At 62.6% G+C, this 20,679-nt stretch carries 11 protein-coding genes; all 11 read left to right on the top strand.

Going from position 1 to position 20,679, the window contains the following annotated elements; all coding sequences use genetic code 11:
- The first annotated feature begins 58 nt into the window (after nucleotides 1–58).
- The 11 genes from HBA54_RS12350 (at nucleotide 59) to HBA54_RS12300 (ending at nucleotide 20,660) form a co-directional block, all read left to right on the top strand.
- Nucleotides 59–1,162, top strand: a complete 1,104-nt coding sequence (locus tag HBA54_RS12350) for an extracellular solute-binding protein (RefSeq protein ID WP_205944610.1) — start codon at nucleotides 59–61, stop codon at nucleotides 1,160–1,162.
- 67 nt (nucleotides 1,163–1,229) lie between these two features.
- Nucleotides 1,230–2,363 carry an ABC transporter ATP-binding protein gene (locus tag HBA54_RS12345; protein ID WP_205944609.1) on the top strand — a complete coding sequence of 378 codons (1,134 nt, stop codon included), beginning with the start codon at nucleotides 1,230–1,232 and terminating at the stop codon, nucleotides 2,361–2,363.
- Nucleotides 2,360–3,274: an ABC transporter permease gene (locus HBA54_RS29040; RefSeq protein ID WP_205944608.1), complete on the top strand. Its 915-nt coding sequence runs from the start codon at nucleotides 2,360–2,362 to the stop codon at nucleotides 3,272–3,274. Before HBA54_RS12345 ends, HBA54_RS29040 begins: the two co-directional genes overlap by 4 nt.
- Nucleotides 3,267–4,106: an ABC transporter permease gene (locus HBA54_RS12335; RefSeq protein WP_167224896.1), complete on the top strand. Its 840-nt coding sequence runs from the start codon at nucleotides 3,267–3,269 to the stop codon at nucleotides 4,104–4,106. Before HBA54_RS29040 ends, HBA54_RS12335 begins: the two co-directional genes overlap by 8 nt.
- Before the next feature lies 1 nt (nucleotide 4,107).
- The gene (locus HBA54_RS12330) at nucleotides 4,108–5,049 is read left to right on the top strand and encodes an alpha/beta hydrolase fold domain-containing protein (RefSeq protein WP_167224894.1); all 942 of its coding nucleotides are present in this window, start codon (nucleotides 4,108–4,110) and stop codon (nucleotides 5,047–5,049) included.
- Between the two features lie 130 nt (nucleotides 5,050–5,179).
- Nucleotides 5,180–6,547 carry an amidase gene (locus tag HBA54_RS12325; protein WP_167225024.1) on the top strand — a complete coding sequence of 456 codons (1,368 nt, stop codon included), beginning with the start codon at nucleotides 5,180–5,182 and terminating at the stop codon, nucleotides 6,545–6,547.
- A gap of 66 nt (nucleotides 6,548–6,613) precedes the next feature.
- Entirely contained in the window at nucleotides 6,614–7,627 is a 1,014-nt protein-coding gene (locus HBA54_RS12320) for a dihydroxyacetone kinase subunit DhaK (RefSeq protein ID WP_167224892.1), read from the top strand.
- On the top strand, nucleotides 7,615–8,283 hold the full coding sequence (locus tag HBA54_RS12315) for a DAK2 domain-containing protein (RefSeq protein ID WP_205944606.1): 669 nt from the start codon (nucleotides 7,615–7,617) through the stop codon (nucleotides 8,281–8,283). Before HBA54_RS12320 ends, HBA54_RS12315 begins: the two co-directional genes overlap by 13 nt.
- 72 nt (nucleotides 8,284–8,355) lie before the next feature.
- The gene (locus tag HBA54_RS29870) at nucleotides 8,356–8,712 is read left to right on the top strand and encodes a DDE-type integrase/transposase/recombinase (RefSeq protein ID WP_367575709.1); all 357 of its coding nucleotides are present in this window, start codon (nucleotides 8,356–8,358) and stop codon (nucleotides 8,710–8,712) included.
- 423 nt (nucleotides 8,713–9,135) lie between these two features.
- The gene (locus tag HBA54_RS12305; RefSeq protein WP_167224887.1) at nucleotides 9,136–10,116 is read left to right on the top strand and encodes an AraC family transcriptional regulator; all 981 of its coding nucleotides are present in this window, start codon (nucleotides 9,136–9,138) and stop codon (nucleotides 10,114–10,116) included.
- A 308-nt stretch (nucleotides 10,117–10,424) separates the two neighbouring features.
- Entirely contained in the window at nucleotides 10,425–20,660 is a 10,236-nt protein-coding gene (locus HBA54_RS12300) for a DUF5801 repeats-in-toxin domain-containing protein (RefSeq protein ID WP_167224885.1), read from the top strand.
- Nucleotides 20,661–20,679: the final 19 nt, after the last annotated feature.

Here is a 20,679-nt window from a genome sequence, read left to right as displayed (position 1 = left end):
ACTGGAACTACTGCCGGGGGCGATCGTGCCCGCAAGACCATCAACAGGGAGATCTGATATGAAAAAAACAATGAACAAGCCTATTTCGCGTAGGACCGTTCTGGCTGGAACGGCTGCTGCCGCTGCCGCGCTGCAGGCCCCATGGGTTCGTCGCGCTTCTGCCGCCGAATTCTCGGGCAAGGAACTTCGGGTTCTTACCTGGTCTGACGCAACCGGACAGGCGGCGGTCCGCAATATTCTCAAGCCGTTCGAAAAAAAGACCGGCGCGCGCATCATTGCCGATCTGACCGGTACAACGTCGGATATGATCGCTAAAATCAAAGCATCGGCCGCCCGTCCGCAGTACGACGTGGTGATCTTGTCCGGCTTTGGCGCAAATGCGCTGGTAGAGGCCGACTTGCTGGCGAAGCCGAACCTGACGGAAATCCCGAACATCGAGCGCGTGGCCGCCAAGCACCAAACTGGAGCAGACGGGTTTGGTGTCGGCTACTTCCTGTGGAGCGATGGCCTCCTGTACAACACGAACGCCTATGCGTCGCCGCCGACATCCTATGGCGTGCTTTGGGATGATGCCAACAAGGACAAGATCTTTGTGCCGCAAGCAAAGAACCTCGCCGCGATGGAGCTTGTCATTGTTGCGACAAAGCTCGCAGGCGGGGATGCCTTTAGTGACCCGGAACCTGGCTTTAAGCTTCTCGGCGAGCTGAAAGACCGTCTGCTGACAATTTCCACCAACCCAAATCAGCTGGCTGACCTTTTTCGCTCGAAATCGCTCAATGCCGGTGGTGTGTACTCGCCGCTTGTGGTGTCGAAGTTCATCCGTGATCCGGGTTACAATCTCAGCGGAACCTATGATCTCGAGGAAGGGTTCTTCGTTGACCTGCAGTACATGGTCGCACCAAAGGGCCATCCCGGTGATTCGGAAGTCATTCACGCCCTCTACGATTTCGCGCTTGATTCGAAAGTGCAAGGCACGATGGCGGAAGAAGTCTGGTACGGGCCAGTCAATCAGGACGCTGTTCTCTCCGACTCTGCGAGAAACAATCCCAACGTGCCATCACCCGAGGTCATCAAGAATAGAACAGTTCAGGTCGATAGCGCCTATCTGGCAAGCGTCCGCGAGGACTGGATTAAGCGCTACACCAACGCTGTCGGCGGGTGACAACCAACAGGCAGGCCGAGGGGGAAACTCCTCGGCCTGAATTCTCAAAAGAAACTGGGCTCATCGCATGCTGGCTACGAACACGACACTAATGGATAGCGATCCAACGATATCGGGTGAAAACCTGCCTGTACTTCGGTTGCAAAACATATCCCGAACATTCGGCAGCGGCAGAATCGTTGCTGTTGATGACCTAAGCCTCGATGTCTATCCGGGCGAAATCGTTTCCATTCTCGGCCCATCCGGTTGCGGAAAAACCACGACAATGCGCTTGATTGCCGGTCTCGACGAACCGACAGGGGGCGACATAGAGGTTTTCGGAAAGAGCGTAAACGGACAACCGCCGCATCGCAGAAATATTGGGCTGGTTTTCCAGTCACTGGCTATTTTCCCCCATATGTCGGTTCACAAGAATGTCGCCTTTGGGCTGCGTATGAAAGGGGTCGAGCGCCGGACAATCGATCAAAAGGTCGAAGAGGTGCTCGATCTCGTGCACTTGCCGGCAGCAGAATATGGCGCCCGCATGCCGAGCCAACTCAGCGGCGGTCAGCTCCAACGGGTCGCATTGGCGCGGACGCTGGCCACCGAACCATCGTTAGTCCTGTTCGATGAACCTATGGCCGCGCTTGACCGCCGTTTGCGCGACTACATGGCTGTGGAACTTCGCAGTATTCAAAAAAGCCTCAATGTTGCTGCTGTTTACGTGACCCATGATCAAGAGACGGCGTCGGCGATGTCTGATCGCATTGTGATTATGGAAGCCGGCAAAGTCGTGCAGGTGGGTACGCCGGAGGAGGTTTATGAAAGGCCGGGTAATCGCTTCGTTGCCACCTTTCTTGGCGACATGAATTTTTTGGAGGCTGGTTCCGTAGGGGTTTGGAGTGACGGTTCCAGAACGGTCCATATAGCCGACGGCAGTCTGGTCGTTGCCGACGAGATCTCGGGGCGGCGGGAGGGCGGCTCGGTTATGGTTCGCCCGGAGCATGTCGAGTTGATGACGCTCGAGCCGAACGGCCCCGGTCTGTCCGGGCGAATTTCAGAAACGCAATTTAGCTCGGGATTTTACCGTTCGCGCATTTGCCTGAGTGACGGTCAGGAGGTGCTGACGAGAAGCACGGAGAACACAGCGGTTGTCTGCGGTGTGGGGGCGAAGATCTGGCTGAAGATCAAGCAGGGGCGCGCAAGGATGCTCAGATCGTGACCGCGCTTGTCTCGAATCGGCAACGCAGCGCAGGAGCGCAAACGGCAGTGAGTAGCCCGTCGCGGTCCAAACTAAGGACGGTGACGATGCTGTTGTTGCCGGCCTCGTTCCTTGTCGGTCTGCTCACGGTTTGTGGCCTAGCTGTCTTACGGATGAGCTTTGGTCGGAAGAACGCCGAATGGTCGGACTGGAGCTTCGATAGCTATGTCGCACTGGCCGATCCTTACTTTGTCAACATACTGGCCGATACGCTGTGGCTCGCTCTCTTGAGCGCTGTGATCACCTCGGTGATCTCCTTCCCGGTTGCGCTTTTCATGGCAAGGACCAGGTCTGAAGTGGCAAGGCGAATGGTCCTGATCTGCATCATGCTGCCGATGCTGGTCAGCCTACTTGTTCAGAGCTTCGGATGGGTCGCGATCCTAGGCCCCGACGGATTGGCTAACCAAATCGTAGGAGCGATCTTGGATGTCGAGCGCCCACTGGCGCTCCTCTTCAATCGAACCGGTGTATTGCTCGGGTTAATCCAGACCACGGTCCCGCTGGCTGTCCTGCCGATGGTTGCATCGCTGAAAGCCATACCGCTGAGCCTTGAAGAAGCTGCGAGCGTCTTGGGCGCGTCCCGCGCCAAGGTCTACACCAACGTCATCCTGCCACTGGCCTGGCCGGGTATTGCCGCTGGGCTGGTCCTTGTCTTCGGTTTCAATACCGGCGCATTCGTGGTCCCCCTTCTTTTAGGAGGACTGAAAGTGACGACGCTGGCCCTGGTCATCAGAGATCAAATGGGCGTCCTGTTGAATTGGCCAATGGGGTCCGCGCTTTCGGTGATCCTGATTGCTTTCGCGCTGACCGTGCAGGCCTTGCAGAATGTGATTGGCCGCCGCGTTTCCACAGAGGAGAATAGCCATGGATGAAAACACATCCATCGGCCGCGCGGGCGTGGAAGCCACGGTCATCAAGGCTCTGACCTGGTTCTTGTTGCTACTGCTCTTGCTTCCAATTGCGATGGTGCTGGCCATGTCATTTACATCAGTCACCACCCTGCAGTTTCCGCCACCGGAGTTGAGCCTACGGTGGTACGCCGATGTTTGGTCGATGGTGAGCGATGAACAGAACGATTTCACGCGCCTTCGGGAGTCGTTTGAGACCAGTTTTGTTATCGCCGCAGCAACATCCTTGGTGTGCCTTGTCGCTGGGGTGCCGGCTTCTTATGCGCTGGTTCGGTTCCGGTTTCTCGGACATCGTGTCGTTGAAGAGCTGCTTCTTAGTGTACCGATCATCTTCCCCACCGTCGTCCTCGGCGTTGCCCTGCTTGTGATCGTGAGCATGAGTGGGTTGGACTTGGGAATATTCCAAATTGTAGTCGCTCACTCGATCATTGGTTTGCCCTTTATGATGCGAAACTGCGTCGCAGCGTTGCACGGGATCGATCCCTCCCTTCAGGAGGCGGCAAAGACACTCGGCGCCTCCAGCATCAGGGCCTTTACAGAGATCATACTGCCCCTCATCCGCGGCGGTATGTCCTCTGGTGTTCTTCTTGTCTTTATCTTGTCTTTCAATGAGTTCACGCTCAGCTACTTTCTCTACACCATCGACGTCTTCCCGCTCTCGATCTGGCTGTTCCAGCAAAGCAATACGTCATTCAGTCCGGCCATATTCGCCGTTTCGTCTCTGATGATCGTCATAAACATCGCTGTGATTCTGATCGTCGACAAGGCCTTCGGAACTCAAAAGGCTGCACGTTGACATGATACAACCCGACACGTTCGTCATTGACGATGATATGCGCGCGGCGCTGGAGCATGACGCTGCCTTTCTAGAGCAGCGAAACTTCGACCTTCTGGCGGCTGATGGGCAACTGGCGCTCAACGACGAACTGAGCCTCTACTGGAGTTCCGAGAAACCGCCTGTTGCCTTTGTGAAGAGTGAGATGATTGTCGTTGCGGACAGGTCCATCGAGCTGCGGACGTTTTTTCCGAAAGGTGACATGACCGACAGATACATCGTCTGGGTTCATGGCGGCGGCTGGAACGAAGGCAGCCTGGATGGGTATGAGCGGTTGATGCGGATCTTGGCTAATTCGGCGCGTTGTGCCGTCGTCGGGATTGGTTATACCAAAGCGCCGGTGGCCCAGTTTCCAACGCAGCTCAATGAGCTGTATTCGGCGTTTCAATACATATCGAAGGTACTTTTCCCTGACCGACCGTGCAGGAGCGTAGCCGGATACTCGGCGGGCGCAAACCTCATAGTCTCGACCTTGACCGCCTATGCGGAGGAACTTGGGCCCGACTACTTCCAGAGAGCCGGCCTTGCCTGCGGCGTATATGACTGCGATTTTGGATTGCCCAGCTACAGCCGATACGACAACACGGTATTGGGAAGTTCGAAGGCCCGCCTGTTGGATATTCTTGAGACCTATGCGCCGGGGGCCATCTCTCGGCGTGACCCTCTGGTTTTCCCCGTCCATAGCCACCAGGGGGTCTGCAGCGACTTCCTCGTCGTGTATGCCGAACATGATCTGCTGCGGGACGATTCCATCAAACTGGCCGAGTCCTTGAGAGACCAGGGAAAGAATGTCATGGCGCGCCAGATTTCCGGCGTCACACATATTTTTCTGCAGCGGTCGATGAGGGTGTCGGTCGCATATCAGACCATAGTCGACATGGGGAAATACCTGTCCGCCGCTTAGAGTATCTCCGGTAGCGCGTCGTAAAGGAGTGGAAGTGAAGCAGGTTGAGGAAGCTGACACCGCGGGTGGAAGTCGTACTGACGTGAAGAATGAAGAGCTGCTACCTGACTCTGAGCTTTCATTCCGGCCGATGGAGGCTCTGTCGGCCGCCCTGGCTGAGGAGAGAGTGACGTCAGAGGCTCTGGTCGAGGTTTATTTCAGCCGGATAGAAAAACTCGACACCAAGCTTCATGGATTTGTGAGCGTTTATCCCGAACAGGCGATGAAGGAGGCAAGGGCCAGCGATGCGGCCCGGGTGGCCGGTAGAGCGGCTGGCCCGCTTCACGGCATACCGATTGCCATCAAGGACATTTTTGATTATGCCGGCCATCCGACGGAGGCCGGTTCGCTTGCCTTGACGGATCGCAAGCCCGCCATCTCGGCAACAGCCGTACAACGCTTGGAAGCTGCCGGCATGATCGTGCTGGGCAAGACTCAGATGGTCGAGTTTGCCTTTGGCGGCTGGGGAACCAATCCGGTGAAGGGCACTCCTTGGAACCCTTGGGACCTTGAGACGCACCGGGTTCCGGGCGGGTCGAGCAGCGGCTCGGCCGTGGCGGTGGCCGCCGGGCTCGCGCCGGCCGCGCTGGGCACCGACACAGGCGGGTCCGTGCGGACGCCGGCCTGTTGGAACGGGATCGTGGGCATGAAGACCTCGTCGGGCCTGATTGGCCGGGGTGGCGTGGTGCCGCTTTGCCCGACGCACGATAGCGTCGGTCCGCTTACGCGCTCGGTCCGAGATGCTGCGGTTCTTCTTGAGGTGCTCGCCGGATTCGATCCGCGAGACCCGGCGACGGCAGAGGCGCCGCAAATTGCGCCCCTTGCGGCAATCGAGCGCGACATCGACGGCTTCAGGCTCGGCGTTTTGGGTGAAGACGATCTCACCTCTATGGAACCGGCAGTTCGGCTGCTTTTCGACAAGGCGCTCAAGGATTTTGAGGGCCTTGGCGCCCGGGTCGAGGAGATCCGCCTGCCACTGTCGATCGAAGAATATCTGGCCGGCGGTGGGGACATCATGAGTGTTGAGAGCTATAAGCACCTCGGCCATTACGCCGAGCCGACGAACAGTCCCGTGGACCCGGTTATTCGGGCGCGGATCCTGCGGGGCCGCGAGATATCGGCACCCACCTATATGGAATTGCTGGAGACGCGCCGTGCCGCGCAGGCCGACTTCCTCAAACGGTTGGACCGGCTTGACGCGCTCATCGTGCCCGGCTGCCACCAAGTTTCTATCCCCGTCGATCAGGTCGACGAAGACATGCCGCCTAATGTCTTTGGCCGCTTCGTGAATTTCCTCGACCTGGCCAGCCTCTCCCTGCCGATCGGCCTGACCGATGCCGGATTGCCCGCCGGGATGCAGGTCGTCGTGCGGCGCTTCGACGATCCGCTCGCCTTGCGTATTGGACGTGCTTTCGAGAAGGCGAGAGGCGGCCTGGTACAGAGACCTCCGGAACCATGACATCGCACGTAGCCCCTGGAGCGCGACTGCCTCAAACCTGGAATCCACTTTCTTTGGAATGGAACGATGAAGAAGATACTCAACAGCCCCGATAGTTACGTCGACCAAGCACTTGCAGGCATGGTGCTGGCCCATCCGGCGGCCTATCGGCAGGCGGGGACCAAGGGGCGCGTCATTGCCCGGCGCTACACGAAGGAGGTTGGCAAGGTCGGCATAGCAAGCGGCGGCGGTTTCGGTCATTTACCCTTGTTCGCCGGCTACGTCGGTACTGGTTTACTTGATAGTTGCGCTGTTGGCGATGTCTTCGCCGGGCCGTCTCTTGACGATGTGGAACAAGCGCTTCGCGTTGCGAACCTCGGCGCAGGCATTCTCTGTGTTATCGGCAACTATGGTGGAGACAAGATGGTCTTCGGCATGGCGGCGGAGGCGCTTGAGGCCGAGGGAGTGGAGATCGAAACCGTTGTTGTAGCGGATGATGTGGCGAGCGCGCCGCCTGAGAATGCCGTCACCCGCCGTGGTGTTGCCGGCGTGGTCTTGGCTTTCAAGATTGCCGGTGCTGCTGCTGAAAGCAGCCGCAGTCTTCGGGATACTGCCGCAGTGACGCGAAAGGCGCTGGAGAGTTGCAGATCGATCGGTGTTGCTTTGTCGTCCTGTACGGTTCCCAAAGCTGGTAAACCGACCTTCGAGCTCGAAGACGATGCCATAGAGATGGGCATGGGGATTCATGGCGAGCAGGGTGTCTGGCGTGGGGCTCTCAGATCCGCTGACGACCTGGCGGACGAGATGCTGGACCGTCTCCAGGCCGATTGTCCTCTGCAGGGCGGTGACCGGGTCGCTGTTCTTTGCAACAGCCTCGGTGCGACGCCGCTTGACGAACTCTACATTCTTTACCGTCATCTCGCCGGCCGCCTGGCGTCGATGGAGGTTGAAATTGCGTTTCCGCTGATGGGGCACTATGCGACGTCCATGGAGATGGCCGGCGCGTCCTTGACGGTTATGAAGCTTGACGACGAGCTGGCGTCGCTTTTACAGGCGCCGGCGCGCTGCCCTCACTGGAAGGATCTGCAATGTCCGGAATGAATAAAGCGGATCTTCAGGCTGTGCTGCGGCGCGCGGCGTGGCAACTGGAACGCCGTAGCGCCGAACTGAACGACCTGGACGCAAGAACCGGCGATGGCGACATGGGATCGACACTGGCATCGATCTCAAAGGCTCTTTGTGACGAGATCGAGGACCTGCCCGAAGAACTCGGTGAGTGCTTCGGTGGAGTTGTCCGCGTGATTGGCGCAACCTCAGGTTCAAGCCTCAGTGCGGTTGCGATGACGGGCTTTCACCGGATGGCGGCGGAGACGAAGGGTCGGACCACGGTGCCCTGGCCGGCGCTTGGTGGCCTCCTTCAACTGGCCGTGAAGTCAATGCAGGAGCGCAGCGGAGCCGATCTGGGCGACAAGTCGGTTATCGATGGCCTTATGTCAGTGGCGGAGGCTGTTTCGGAGGAGACCGACCCCACGATTATGGCGGCCTTGGCGGATGCTGCGGTCACGCGCAGTCTGGATACGTTTCGCGACAGGCCATCGAGAATCGGCCGCGCCCGGCTCGCGCCACGGCAGGGCATTGGTCAGGACGATCCGGGCATGGTTGCCTTAAAGAGGGTCATTGAAGCCATTCGTCGGTCGGATGACGGTCCATCGGCCGATTCTGTAATGCGGGCAAAAGCGGGCAGTACTTCACCGTAGATGCTTTGCCATGGTTGAATTTCCGGCTCCTCCCTGTGCCTCCGGTCCGGCCTTGCGCCGGGCCCTTTTTCGGTGCCGGGACGCGGGTGTGAGCCCATAGCTTGGCGGAGCACCCCCTGCCGGCTCTGGCGGGCGGTCGGCGATAAAGACACGGTGCTCGACCTCCTGGTGCGGTGTCGACGTTGTGCTCGATCGACGAGGCGTTTACTGCGAAAGCGGCTGAAGAAGCAGGGGTTTGCGCCGAAACGCGTTACCACGGGCAAGCTCAAATCCTATGCCGTTGCCATTCACAAAGCTGCTCTTTGCAGATGGTATCGGCAATCTGTTGATGTCTTAGGAGACGAGATTTGGATGAATTTTTTGGATACTTGCCAATCATCAGATTGGTATTATAAGCGAGTTCAGGCCTCGGTAGTGGCTGCCTCCTGATCGCATCCAGATTTTTGTTCGGTAAAGGTGGTTGCGGGCCCCCGCAACTAAGTTTAGACGTGGCGTTCTATTGTAGGGGCTTGAATTAATCCTACCCCCGCGACCAACAAGCCGGATCGGCACTTCAAATAGCCTTGGGAAACCCCAAGGCTATTTGTTTATGCGCGCATCAGCAAAATCCCCTGGAAGGACACCTGCAAGAAAAGCTGGTTTTTTATGCTTAACGTTCCCCTCAGTTGTGTGTCGAGGGGCGTGTTTCGTGTTGATTTGCAAAGAATTAACGAAAAAGATAATACCATTCCATTGTTTTGGCGCATGATGCGAGCCGACATACAACAGCAAATGTAAGCAAACGAAGCCGGGTGTCAGGGCCACTTTGTTTGCGTCCTGTCTGGTTGATCTCGGACGGTGGATGTGGGGCCAATGCACTATCTGCAAAATCACGTGATTCTATCTTCAACGGACGTCGATGATGTTCGTGAAACCATCAAGAGTTTGAGTTCACCTCATGACTTTGACGTCAAAGGTAAACGCGCGGTGTTGGATGCCCGCGTGATGGCTGCGCAATGCGGTGATCTCAACTTAATGCATTCGACTTTCGGAGACGTCAGGGTCGACCTGAAGTCGCGGGAGGAAAATACGGACGGATTGCTGCTTTTCTTGCTTACCAGTGGCGCAGGTAACGCGCGGCATGGGGCGCAGGACATAGAGTTCTCAGTGGGCAGAGGGTTCTTTCGCGATTTGGCGGTACCCATGAACGCCAGTGAGGAGGGCTTTGGGTCCTTTATAATTCCCTTGTCCAAACAAAGACTGAAGGCTCATGCGCGTACTTTGATTGGGGACGAGGCGGATCCGATGGAACTGGCATTCGACCCCGAGATTGATTTCACCGCGCCGGGTGGAGCGGTTGTTCGCAATACCGTTCACTATATCTCTGAAATCCTGGACGGTCCTTTGCGCGAACTGAACAACCCGATCATTACCACACAGATGGAAGACTTGTTGCTGACCCAGTTCCTGACTCTGTTGCCCAACAGCTACCAGGACTTTCTCAATGGCCGTTCCGTGACAACGGTTGTTCCCTATCACGTCAAGCGCGCGCGCGAATACATCTACGCCCATGCAGATCAAAAACTGGGGCTTGCTGACATTGCGCGCGCGGCCGGATGCGGCTATCGGGGGCTGCAGAGAGGGTTTATGGACGCCTACGGTGTTTCGCCTATGGCCTATTTACGCCTTGTGCGGCTAAAGCGTATCCGAGCTCAGTTGCTCACGGGCCAGGGCGGGGGCGCGATCTCCGACGTTGCGAAGAAATGGGGATTCACCCATATGGGGCGTTTCGCCGAAGCCTATGGCCGAGAATTTGGTGAACTCCCCTCGGAGACGCTGCGCAAACGCGCTTAACCATACGTAGATATCCAAAAAACGGATGAAGCATCCGAAGAACGTCACAAACACCCAACCGCCCATCATTACACGTTTATTTATGCCAATCCCCGTTCCTATTCTGTGTGCGGGAGAATGATCTGTCGGATTTTTTCGGCGGATATTGAGAGCGCCCGAAAACAGCGCGGTCCGATACGACAGCGGCTCCGGACCCTCTGATTGCAGAGGCGTCTGAGGCCTTGGGTAGGCGCTGATGCGAAAGCCGGTCCGTCAAGGCCGGCTTTTGCGTCTGCCGGGGCGGTTTTGGGAACAGGTGGGAGACGAACATGACGGACGATCTCAGCCGTGGCGACGAGGGTCAGGACGGCCCGGCAATCGAGCCTGGCGCAAGCGCAGTGGATATCGTGACATTTGGCGATCCGGCCAGCGGTTCGGCCAGCGACACAACCATGACCGGACAGGCGGGGGCGGCGGTGGCCGTGTCGCGCCCCGATGCCGGCCTAACCGTTGAGGTCCAGGCGCTGGCCGGTCAGAGCTACAGCCTGGATTTCGCCCCTGGGGAGGCAGAGGTAGAGCTCGACGGCGCCGATTTTATCCTGATTTTCGATGACGGCAGCCGGATCGTCTTTCTCGACCTGGTGACCCTGGCGGAGAGCGGTGACGCACCGGCCTTCACGGTTGCCGGCGCCGAAGTGGGGGCAGATGTGCTGCTGGCGCAGGTCCTGGCGCTTGCCGCCGCGGCCGATACCGCCCTCGATACGGCGGGTGATCCGGGTCCGCAGGGCGGCGGCGCCACGCAGTACAGCGACAATCTGGGCGATCTTCTGGATTTTGTTCTGGCCACGGCCCAGGGCGTGCTGACACCGCTTACCCAGAGCGCGGCGGCTGATGCGGACGCCTTCTTTCCCTTTGAAAACGAGATCCCGGATTCTATCCCGACGGCAGAGAGCGGCCCCCTCATCTTTGACGAAACGCCGGGGATCGACGGCGCCACGAACGACGCGGTCCTGCCCGCCGGCATTGAAGGCGCCCTCGCGGCGGCCTTCGACAGCGGCTTCCCCGGTGCCGGCGGCCTGCCGGCGGTCAAGGGCGCGGCCAACGGCACCCTTGCCTTCGATGCCGGCCTCAACGGGCCGGCGCAGGCGGTTGACTTCATCGGCTATGCCGATGTCGACAGCGGGCTTGACAGCGGCGGCCGGGCGAGCCCCGAGGATATCCTGCTGCGGAGCGATCCCGGCGACAGCCGTATCGTCTGGGGCATCGGGGCCGACAGTGGTGCCCTGGTTTTCGTTGCCTTCATCCCGGATTTCGGGGGCTTGGCCTCCGGCCCGGGCACGGCGGACTTCTGGTTCGTGGCCTTCCAGCCGATCAACCATCCGATCGCCGGCGCGCAGGACCCCGGCGCCACGCCCGACCCCTTCGACGACCCGGTCTCCCTGGTGTTGCAGTACGTCGTGACCGACGCCGACGGCGACGTCTCGCCGCCCGCCAGTGTCACGCTGACCATCGAGGACGATGGGCCGGCGGCGGGCCTGGCGTTGCTGCCGGGCGCGGCGATCGTGGTGGATGAAAGCCTGGGGGAGAACCCGGGCGAGGACGAGACGGCCAGCCTGGGCGCGGTGACGGTCCTGGGCACCGACCTTTTCACCGACAGCGCTGATGCGGGTTCCGACGGCCAGGAGAGCAAGGTCAATACGCTGGACCTGACGGCGGGGGCGAGCGGCCTGACCGACACCGCCTCCGGCGAGGCGGTGGTGCTGGTCGACGTTGGCGGGATCATCGAGGGTCGCACGGAGACCGGGGGCGAGCTGGTCTTCACCATCGCGGTCGATGCCGACAGCGGCGATGTGACGGTGACCCAGTTCCGCGCGCTGGAGCACGGCGATACGGGCGATGCGGATGACAGCATCGGCCTGAACCCGGGCCTGGTCGCGCTGATCCAGACGGTGACCGACGGCGACGGCGATGTGGACAGCGCCTCGGTCGACCTGGGCAGCGTGATCTCCTTCGAGGACGATGGGCCGAGCGTGACCGCGGAGCTCAATGGCGACGAGACATTGCGCCACGACGAGATCGAGGGCCTCAACGGCGAAGACGATATCGTCTTTGACGACCTGTCGACGGAGATCCAGGATCTGTTCAACGCCGTAGGCAATCCCGGCGACGATCCGAATGTAGCGGATGTAGATAAGGACAACGGCGCCCTCGGTTTCGCCGCCAACCCCGCTGCCTTGGTCACCATAACGGCCTCCGACTTCGGCGCCGACGGGCCGGCCGGCGGCAATGCCGCTGCCGCGACCGTCTATGCCCTGGCGATCGGCGGCGACAACGGCGCGGTCGACTCCGGCCTCGACACCGCCGATGGGCAGAGCATCTTCTTGTTCCTGCAGGACAACGGCGTCGTGGTCGGGCGTGTCGACCAGGACGGCAACGGCAGCGCCGGCCCCACCGATCCGGCGGCCTTCGCCATTGCCATCGATCCCGCCAGCGGCGCGGTCTATCTGGCGCAGTGGCTGTCGCTGCTGCACGATGCCACGCCGGAAACGGTCGGCGAGCCCATTGCCCTGGCTGCCGAGGCACTGCAGGTCACGGTCACGCTGACCGACGGCGACGGCGACCAAACCACCGCCGCCGTCGACGTCGGCAACCGTATTACCTTCGAGAACGACGGCCCGCGGGTCATCGACCTGACCGACCTCGACGTGTCCAAGGGCTTCGTCATCATTGGCGAAGCGGCGGGCGACCAGGCCGGCGTCAGCGTGTCTTCCGCCGGCGACGTGAACGGTGATGGCTTCGACGACCTGATCGTCGGCGTCCCCGGCGATTTCTTTGAATATAGTAACGCAGATGGCGCGGCCTACGTGGTGTTCGGCAAGGCCGGCGGCTTCGGCCCCGTCGATCTTGCGAACCTCGGCACGGGCGACGGCTTCGTCATCCAGGGCCTCGAGAATTTTGACCGGACCGGCCACAGCGTTTCTTCCGCCGGCGACGTCAACGGCGACGGCTTCGACGATGTGATCGTCGGTGTCCCGGGCGATAACTATTTCATTGATCCGGAAGGGGCGGCCTACGTTGTCTTTGGTAAAGCCGGGGGATTCGGCCCCGTCGACTTGAGCAGTCTTGCCGTTGACCAGGGCTTTGTCATCCAGGGGGCCGGTCCGGGCGATGAAGCCGGCTTCAGCGTTTCTTCCGCCGGCGACGTGAACGGCGATGGCCTCGACGATCTGATCGTCGGCGCACCCTTTAGCGATGGCGGCGCGGCCCATATCGTGTTCGGCAAGACGGGAGGTTTCGGGACCGTCGATCTCTCGAACCTCGACGCGAGCGACGGCTTCGTCATCCAGGGCGCCGAGAATTTCGACCGGGCGGGCTTAAGCGTCTCCTCCGCCGGTGACGTCAACGGCGACGGCTTCGACGACCTGATCGTCGGCGCGAACGGCAACGGGGCGAATAACCAGGGCGCGGCCTACCTGGTCTTCGGCAAGGCGGGCGGCCTTACGGACATCGATCTCGGGTCCGGTTTGGCCGCCGGCGAGGGCTTCGTCATCCGGGGCGCTGCGGGCGACCGGGCCGGCAACAGCGTTTCTTCCGCCGGAGATGTCAATGGAGACGGCTTCGATGATCTGATCATCGGCGCGATTGGCAATGCCCTTTCCGGTGCAAGTGGCGCGGCCTATGTGGTCTTCGGCAAGGCCGGCGGCCATACGGACATCGACCTTGGGGCCGGCCTGACCGCCGAGGAGGGTTTCGCCATCCAGGGCGATGGGGCGTTTGACCGGACCGGCTTCAGCGTTTCCTCGGCCGGGGATATCAACGGCGACGGCTTCGACGACATCATCGTCGGCGCGCTCGGCAATCCCTATGCCGGTTCGGGCGGCGCGGACTATGTGATCTTCGGCAAGGCGGAGGGCTTCGGGACCATCGATCTGGCGAACGGTCTGAGCGCTGACGAAGGCTTTATCATCCAGGGCCTCGATCAGGGCGCCTATGCCGGCGCGAGTGTTTCCTCGGCGGGCGACGTGAATGGCGACGGCTTCGACGACTTGATCGTCGGCGCGCCCGCGCCCTATGGCACTGCCGAAGGTTATAGTGGCGGCGCGGCCTACGTGATTTTCGGCGGCGCCTTCGGCGGCGCGGTAACCACGACGGGCACCGGCGGCAACGAAATCCTGATCGGCGGCTCGGGCGACGACACGCTGACCGGAGGCGGCGGCGCCGACGTGTTCCGCAGCGGCGCTGGCGACGACCTGCTCGTAGTGGGCGACACCGGTTTCGCGCGCATCGACGGTGGCACCGGCTTCGATACCCTGGCGCTGGACGGTGCCGGCCTGCATCTCGACCTGACCCAAGTGCTGCCGGCGGAGATCGCCAGCATCGAGGCCATCGACCTGACCGGCAGCGGCGCCAACAGCCTGACCCTGTCTCAACTCGACGTCTTCGACATCACGGAGGAACGCAGCGACGGCATGGCGATCCTGCGGGTCACCGGCAATGGTGACGACGGCGTGACCTTCGCCGAGATCGGCTGGGCCAATGCCGGTAGCATCGCCGAGAGCGGTGTCACCTACGACCGCTACGTGCTGGGCAACGCCGAGGTGCGGGTCGAGCAGGGCGTGACGGTTTCTTCCCCGCAGATTATCGACCTGACCGGTCTAACCGTGCCGCAAGGGTTCGTCATCCAAGGCGATAGGTCGGGCGATCGGGCCGGCGAGAGCGTTTCCTCTGCCGGCGATGTCAACGGCGATGGCTTCGACGACCTGATCGTCGGCGCGCCCTATGGCGATGATGGCGGCGAGGCCTATGTGGTCTTTGGCAAGGCCGAGGGTTTCGGGACCATCGACCTGAGCGCTCTGGCCCCGGCGGACGGCTTCATCATCCTAGGCGACATGGCGAACGACCGGGCCGGCTTCAGCGTTTCCTCGGCCGGCGACATCAACGGCGACGGCTTCGACGATCTGATCGTCGGCGCGCCCGATGGCGACGACGGCGGAACCGATGCCGGGGAGGCCTATGTGGTCTTCGGCAAGGCTGATGGTTTCGGCACCGTCGACCTGGCTGAGCTCGCTCCGGCAGAGGGGTTCATTATCCAGGGCTCCGCAAGACTTGAAGAGGCCGGCCTCAGCGTTTCCTCTGCCGGCGATGTCAATGGCGACGGCTTCGACGACCTGATCGTCGGCGTGCGCGGCAAATTCGACCCCGCGTTCAAGGCGGCCTACGTGGTCTTCGGCAAAGTGGAAGGTTTCGGCACCGTCGACTTGGCTGAGCTCGCCCCGGCGGAGGGCTTTGCTATTGAGGGCTTGCCGACCTTACGGATCGGCTGGAGCGTTTCCTCTGCCGGCGATGTGAATGGCGACGGCTTCGACGACATCATCGTCGGTGCGCCCGGGGCCGATCGAAGCGACACCGGCAGAGCTGCCGGGGAGGCCTATGTGGTCTTCGGCAAGGCGCACGGTTTCGGGAGCGATGGTGTTGTCGACCCGGCGGCTCTGGCAGGCTCCGGCGACGGCTTCGTCATCAAGGGCGCCGCGACAGACGACTGGGCCGGCTGGAGCGTTTCCTCGGCCGGCGATGTGAACGGTGACGGCTTCGACGATTTGATCGTCGGCGCGTTTCTTGGCGATGACGGGGACGATGAGAATGTCGGCGCGGCCTATGTGGTCTTCGGCAAGGCGGACGGCTTCGGGAGCGATGGCCTTATCGACCTGGCGGGTTTGGCAGGGTCCGGCGACGGTTTCGTCATCCAGGGCGCCGCGGCGTTCGACAACGCCGGCCGGAGCGTTTCCTCGGCCGGGGACGTCAACGGCGACGGCTTCGACGACCTGATCGTCGGCGCGCCCGGTGGCGACGGCGGCGGCGACAGGGCCGGGGAGGCCTATGTGGTCTTCGGCAAGGCCGATGGTTTCGGCTCCGTCGACGTGACCGACCTTGCCGCCGACGACGGCTTCGTCATCCAGGGCGCCGCCGCATACGACCTGGCCGGCTGGAGCGTTTCCTCGGCGGGCGACGTCAACGGCGACGGCTTCGACGACCTGATCGTCGGCGCGCCCGGCGTGTTGGGTACCGGCAATAGCGGCGCGGCCTACGTGATTTTCGGCGGCGCCTTCGGCGGCGCGGTAACCACAACGGGAACCGGCGGCAACGAGATCCTGATCGGCGGGCGGGACAACGATACGTTGACCGGCGGCGGCGGCGGCGATGTGATCCGTGCCGGCGCCGGCGACGACCTGCTCGTCGTCGCCGATACCGGCTTCGCGCGCATCGACGGCGGCACGGGTTTCGACACCCTGGCGCTGGACGGCGCCGGCCTGCATCTCGACCTGACGGAAATGCTGCCGGCGGAGATCGCCAGCATCGAGGCCATCGACCTGACCGGCAGCGGCGCCAACAGCCTGACCCTGTTGCAGCTTGACGTCTTCGATATCACGGAGGAGCGCAGCGGCGGCACGGCGATCCTGCGGGTCACCGGCGATGCCGGCGACGGTGTGACCTTCGGCGAGTTCGGCTGGGCCAATGCCGGCAGCATCGCCGAGGGTACGATTACCTACGACCGCTACGTCCTGGGCAACGCCGAGGTGCGGGTCGAACAAGGCGTGGCGGTCTCCTTCCCGCAGGTCATCGACCTGGCCGGTCTGACCGTGCCGCAAGGCTTCGTTATCGTCGGCGACAAACTGGGCGACGAGGCCGGCACCAGCGTTTCCTCGGCGGGGGACGTGAATGGCGACGGCTTCGACGACATCATCGTCGGCGCGCCCTTTGGCGACGACGGGGGCGACGCCGCCGGGGAGGCCTATGTGGTGTTCGGCAAGGCCAGCGGTTTCGGCACCGTGGATCTGTCCAATCCTTTGGACCCCGCCGTCGGCTTCGTCATCGTCGGCGACAGATCGGGCGACCGGGCCGGCTCGGGCGTTTCCTCGGCGGGCGACGTCAACGGCGACGGCTTCGACGACATCATCGTCGGCGCGCCCGGCGGGGACGATGGGGGCGGCTCGGCCGGGGAGGCCTATGTGGTGTTCGGCAAGGCGGATGGTTTCGGCACCGTCGACCTGTCTGCTCTGACACCGACCGACGGTTTCGTCATCCGGGGTGATAGGGGCGGCGATCAGGCCGGCCGGAGCGTTTCCTCGGCCGGGGACGTGAACGGCGACGGCTTCGACGACCTGATCGTCGGCGCGCCCTTTGGCGACGACGGCATCGACGACCAGGCCGGCAAGGCCTATGTGGTCTTCGGCAAGGCCGGCGGCTTCGACACTGTCGACCTGACAGGTCTCAGTGCCGCGAACGGCTTCGTCATCGTCGGCGACACATCGGGCGATCGGGCCGGCTGGAGCGTCTCCTCTGCCGGGGATGTGAATGGCGACGGTTTCGACGACCTGATCGTCGGTGCGTACTGGGGAGACGACGGCGGCGGAGACGCCGGGGAAGCTTACGTGGTTTTCGGCAAGGCCAGCGGATTCGGCACTATCGACGTGACGGGCCTGGCAGCGTCCGGCAACGGCTTCGTCATCCAAGGCGACACGGCGAACGACCAGGCCGGCTACAGCGTTTCCTCGGCCGGCGACGTGAACGGCGACGGCTTTGACGACCTGATCGTCGGCGCGCGCTTTGGCGGCGACGGGGGAACCACTTCCGGGGAGGCCTACGTTGTCTTCGGCAAGGCCGGCGGTTTCGGAACCGTCGACCTGTCAGTCTTGAGTCCGACCGACGGCTTCGTCATCGTGGGCGGCGCGCGCGAGGCGGCCGGCTACAGCGTTTCCTCGGCGGGCGACGTGAACGGCGACGGCTTCGACGACCTGATCGTCGGTGCGGCCCGGGACAGTGACGGCGGGACTTGGGCCGGCGGGGCCTATGTGATCTTCGGCAAGGCGGGCGGTTTCGGCACCGTCGACCTGACAAGCTTGGTCCCGGCGGACGGCTTCGTCATCCAGGGCGACGCGGCGTTCGACCGGGCCGGGCGGAGCGTTTCCTCGGCGGGCGACGTGAACGGCGACGGCTTCGACGACCTGATTGTCGGCGCACTCTATGGCGACGACGGGGGCGACAAGGCCGGGGAGGCCTATGTGGTCCTCGGTGGGGCTTTTGGCGGCAGCACGACACCGGCGACCACGGTGGGCACCGCCGGCAACGAGATCCTGATCGGCGGCCTCGGTGACGACACGCTGACCGGCGGCGGCGGTGCCGACGTGATCCGTTCCGGCGCCGGCGACGACCTGCTCGTCGTCTCCGATACCGGCTTCGCACGCATCGACGGCGGCACGGGCTTCGACACCTTGGCGCTGGACGGGTCCGGCCTGCATCTCGACCTGACCCAGGTGCTGCCGGCGGAGATCGCCAGCATCGAGGCCATCGACCTGACCGGCAGCGGCGCCAACAGCCTGACCCTGTCGCAGCTCGACGTCTTCGATATCACGGAGGAGCGCAGCGGCGGCACGGCGATCCTGCGGGTCACCGGCGACGCCGGCGACGGCGTGACCTTCGCCGAGACCGGCTGGGCCAATGCCGGCAGCATCGATGAGGGTGGTGTTACCTACGACCGCTACGTCCTGGGCAACGCCGAGGTGCGGGTCGAAAAGGGCATCTCGATTTCGTCCCTGCAGGACATAGACCTGAGCCTTCTAAACGCGCAGCAAGGATTCGTCATCCAGGGCGACGCGGCGGGCGACCAGGCCGGCGTCAGCGTTTCCTCGGCGGGCGACGTCAACGGCGACGGCTTCGACGACATCATCGTCGGCGCGCGAGGAGGTGATGACGGCGGCAACCGGGCTGGGGAGGCCTATGTGGTCTTCGGCAAGGCCGGCGGCTTCGGTACTGTCGATCTGACGGGACTCAGCGCCGTGGACGGCTTCATCATCCAGGGCGCTGTGGCGAACGGCGCCGCCGGCTTCAGCGTGTCCTCGGCCGGGGATGTGAACGGTGACGGCTTCGACGACGTCATCGTCGGCGCGCCCTTTAGCGGCGCCGGGCAGGCCTACGTGGTCTTCGGCAAGGCCGGTGGCTTCGGGACCGTCGATCTGGCCGGTCTCAGTGCCGCAGACGGCTTCGTCATCCAGGGCGATGCCGCGTCCGACCAGGCCGGCTTCAGCGTTTCTTCGGCTGGCGACGTGAACGGCGACGGTTTCGACGATCTGATCGTCGGTGCACGCTACGGCGATGGCGGGGAGCTCAATTCGGGGGTGGCCTATGTGGTGTTCGGCCAGGCCGGCGGCTTCAGCACCGTGGATGTCGCGGACCTGAACGGCAGCGACGGCTTCATTATGCAGGGCGAGGTATTCAGAGACCAGGCCGGCGCAAGCGTTTCTTCGGCGGGCGACGTGAACGGCGACGGCTTCGACGACATCATCGTCGGCGCTCCCGGCGGCGACGACGGCGGCCCTGCCGCCGGGCAGGCCTACGTGGTCTTCGGTAAGGCCGGTGGCTTCGGGACCGTCGACCTGAGCGCTCTGGACCCGGCGGACGGCTTCATCATCCAGGGCGACAGGACGGGAGACCAGGCCGGCTACAGCGTTTCCACGGCCGGGGATGTGAACGGCGACGGTTTAGACGACCTCATCGTCGGTGCGTTCGGGGGTGACGACGGGGGCAACTCGGCCGGGGAGGCCTATGTGGTCTTTGGCAAGGCCGGCGGGTTCGGGATTAATGGCCTTGTCGATCTGACGAACCTCAGTGCCGCGGAGGGCTTCGTCATCCGCGGCGACGCGGCGTTTGATTTTGCCGGCCGGAGTGTGTCCTCGGCGGGCGACGTGAACGGCGACGGCTTCGACGACCTGATCGTCGGCGTGCCCAATGACGACGACGGCGGCGAAAATGCCGGGGAGGCCTACGTGGTCTTCGGCAAGGCCGATGGTTTCGGGACTGTCGACCTGAGCGCCTTGGCCCCGGCGGACGGCTTCGTCATCCAGGGCGACGCGGCGGGTGACTTTGCCGGCCGGAGTGTGTCCTCGGCGGGCGACGTGAACGGCGACGGTTTCGATGACCTGATCGTCGGCGCGCCTTCTGGCGACGACGGCGGCAACCGGGCTGGGGAGGCCTATGTGATCTTCGGCAGGGCTTTTGACGACGCGACGCCGGTGACCACGGTGGGGACCGGCGGCAACGAAATCCTGATCGGCGGCCTCGGCGACGACAGCCTGACCGGCGGCGGCGGCGGCGACGTGATCCGTTCCGGCGCCGGCGACGATCTGCTGACCGTCTCCGATCTCGATTTCGCGCGTATCGACGGCGGCAGCGGCTTCGACACCCTGGCGCTGGACGGGTCCGGCCTGGATCTCGACTTCACCGCCATCGACAGTTCCTCCAAGGTGACAAGTATCGAGGCTGTCGACCTCACCGGCAGTGGCGACAACAGTCTGGCCCTGGGCGTTCAGGATCTGCTGCAGCTCTCCGACGAGACCAGCGATCTCTTCGTTTTCGGTGACAGCGGTGACACGGTCGCGCTGACCGGCGACTTCGCGGCGGACGGCACCGCGGATGTCGACGGCACCACCTACAACGTCTATATCTCCGCCGGGACCGAAGCCCGGCTGCTGGCGGAGACCGGCGTCGACGTCACGCTTGTGGTGGTCTGAGGCGGTGTAACGGTATGGA

Source organism: Pelagibius litoralis (assembly GCF_011683915.1).
Classification (GTDB): domain Bacteria; phylum Pseudomonadota; class Alphaproteobacteria; order Kiloniellales; family Kiloniellaceae; genus Pelagibius; species Pelagibius litoralis.
The sequence above is the reverse complement of the archived record's forward strand: the minus strand, read 5'-3'. Positions and strand labels throughout refer to the sequence as shown.

Bases quoted from the DNA above. Each gene is read 5' to 3' on its own strand.
- HBA54_RS12350 (WP_205944610.1), top strand. From the start codon at position 59: ATGAAAAAAACAATGAACAAGCCTATTTCGCGTAGGACCGTTCTGGCT.
- HBA54_RS12300 (WP_167224885.1), top strand. From the start codon at position 10,425: ATGACGGACGATCTCAGCCGTGGCGACGAGGGTCAGGACGGCCCGGCA.
- HBA54_RS12305 (WP_167224887.1), top strand. From the start codon at position 9,136: ATGCACTATCTGCAAAATCACGTGATTCTATCTTCAACGGACGTCGAT.
- HBA54_RS12320 (WP_167224892.1), top strand. From the start codon at position 6,614: ATGAAGAAGATACTCAACAGCCCCGATAGTTACGTCGACCAAGCACTT.
- HBA54_RS12330 (WP_167224894.1), top strand. From the start codon at position 4,108: ATGATACAACCCGACACGTTCGTCATTGACGATGATATGCGCGCGGCG.
- HBA54_RS12315 (WP_205944606.1), top strand. From the start codon at position 7,615: ATGTCCGGAATGAATAAAGCGGATCTTCAGGCTGTGCTGCGGCGCGCG.
- HBA54_RS12325 (WP_167225024.1), top strand. From the start codon at position 5,180: ATGGAGGCTCTGTCGGCCGCCCTGGCTGAGGAGAGAGTGACGTCAGAG.
- HBA54_RS12345 (WP_205944609.1), top strand. From the start codon at position 1,230: ATGCTGGCTACGAACACGACACTAATGGATAGCGATCCAACGATATCG.
- HBA54_RS12335 (WP_167224896.1), top strand. From the start codon at position 3,267: ATGGATGAAAACACATCCATCGGCCGCGCGGGCGTGGAAGCCACGGTC.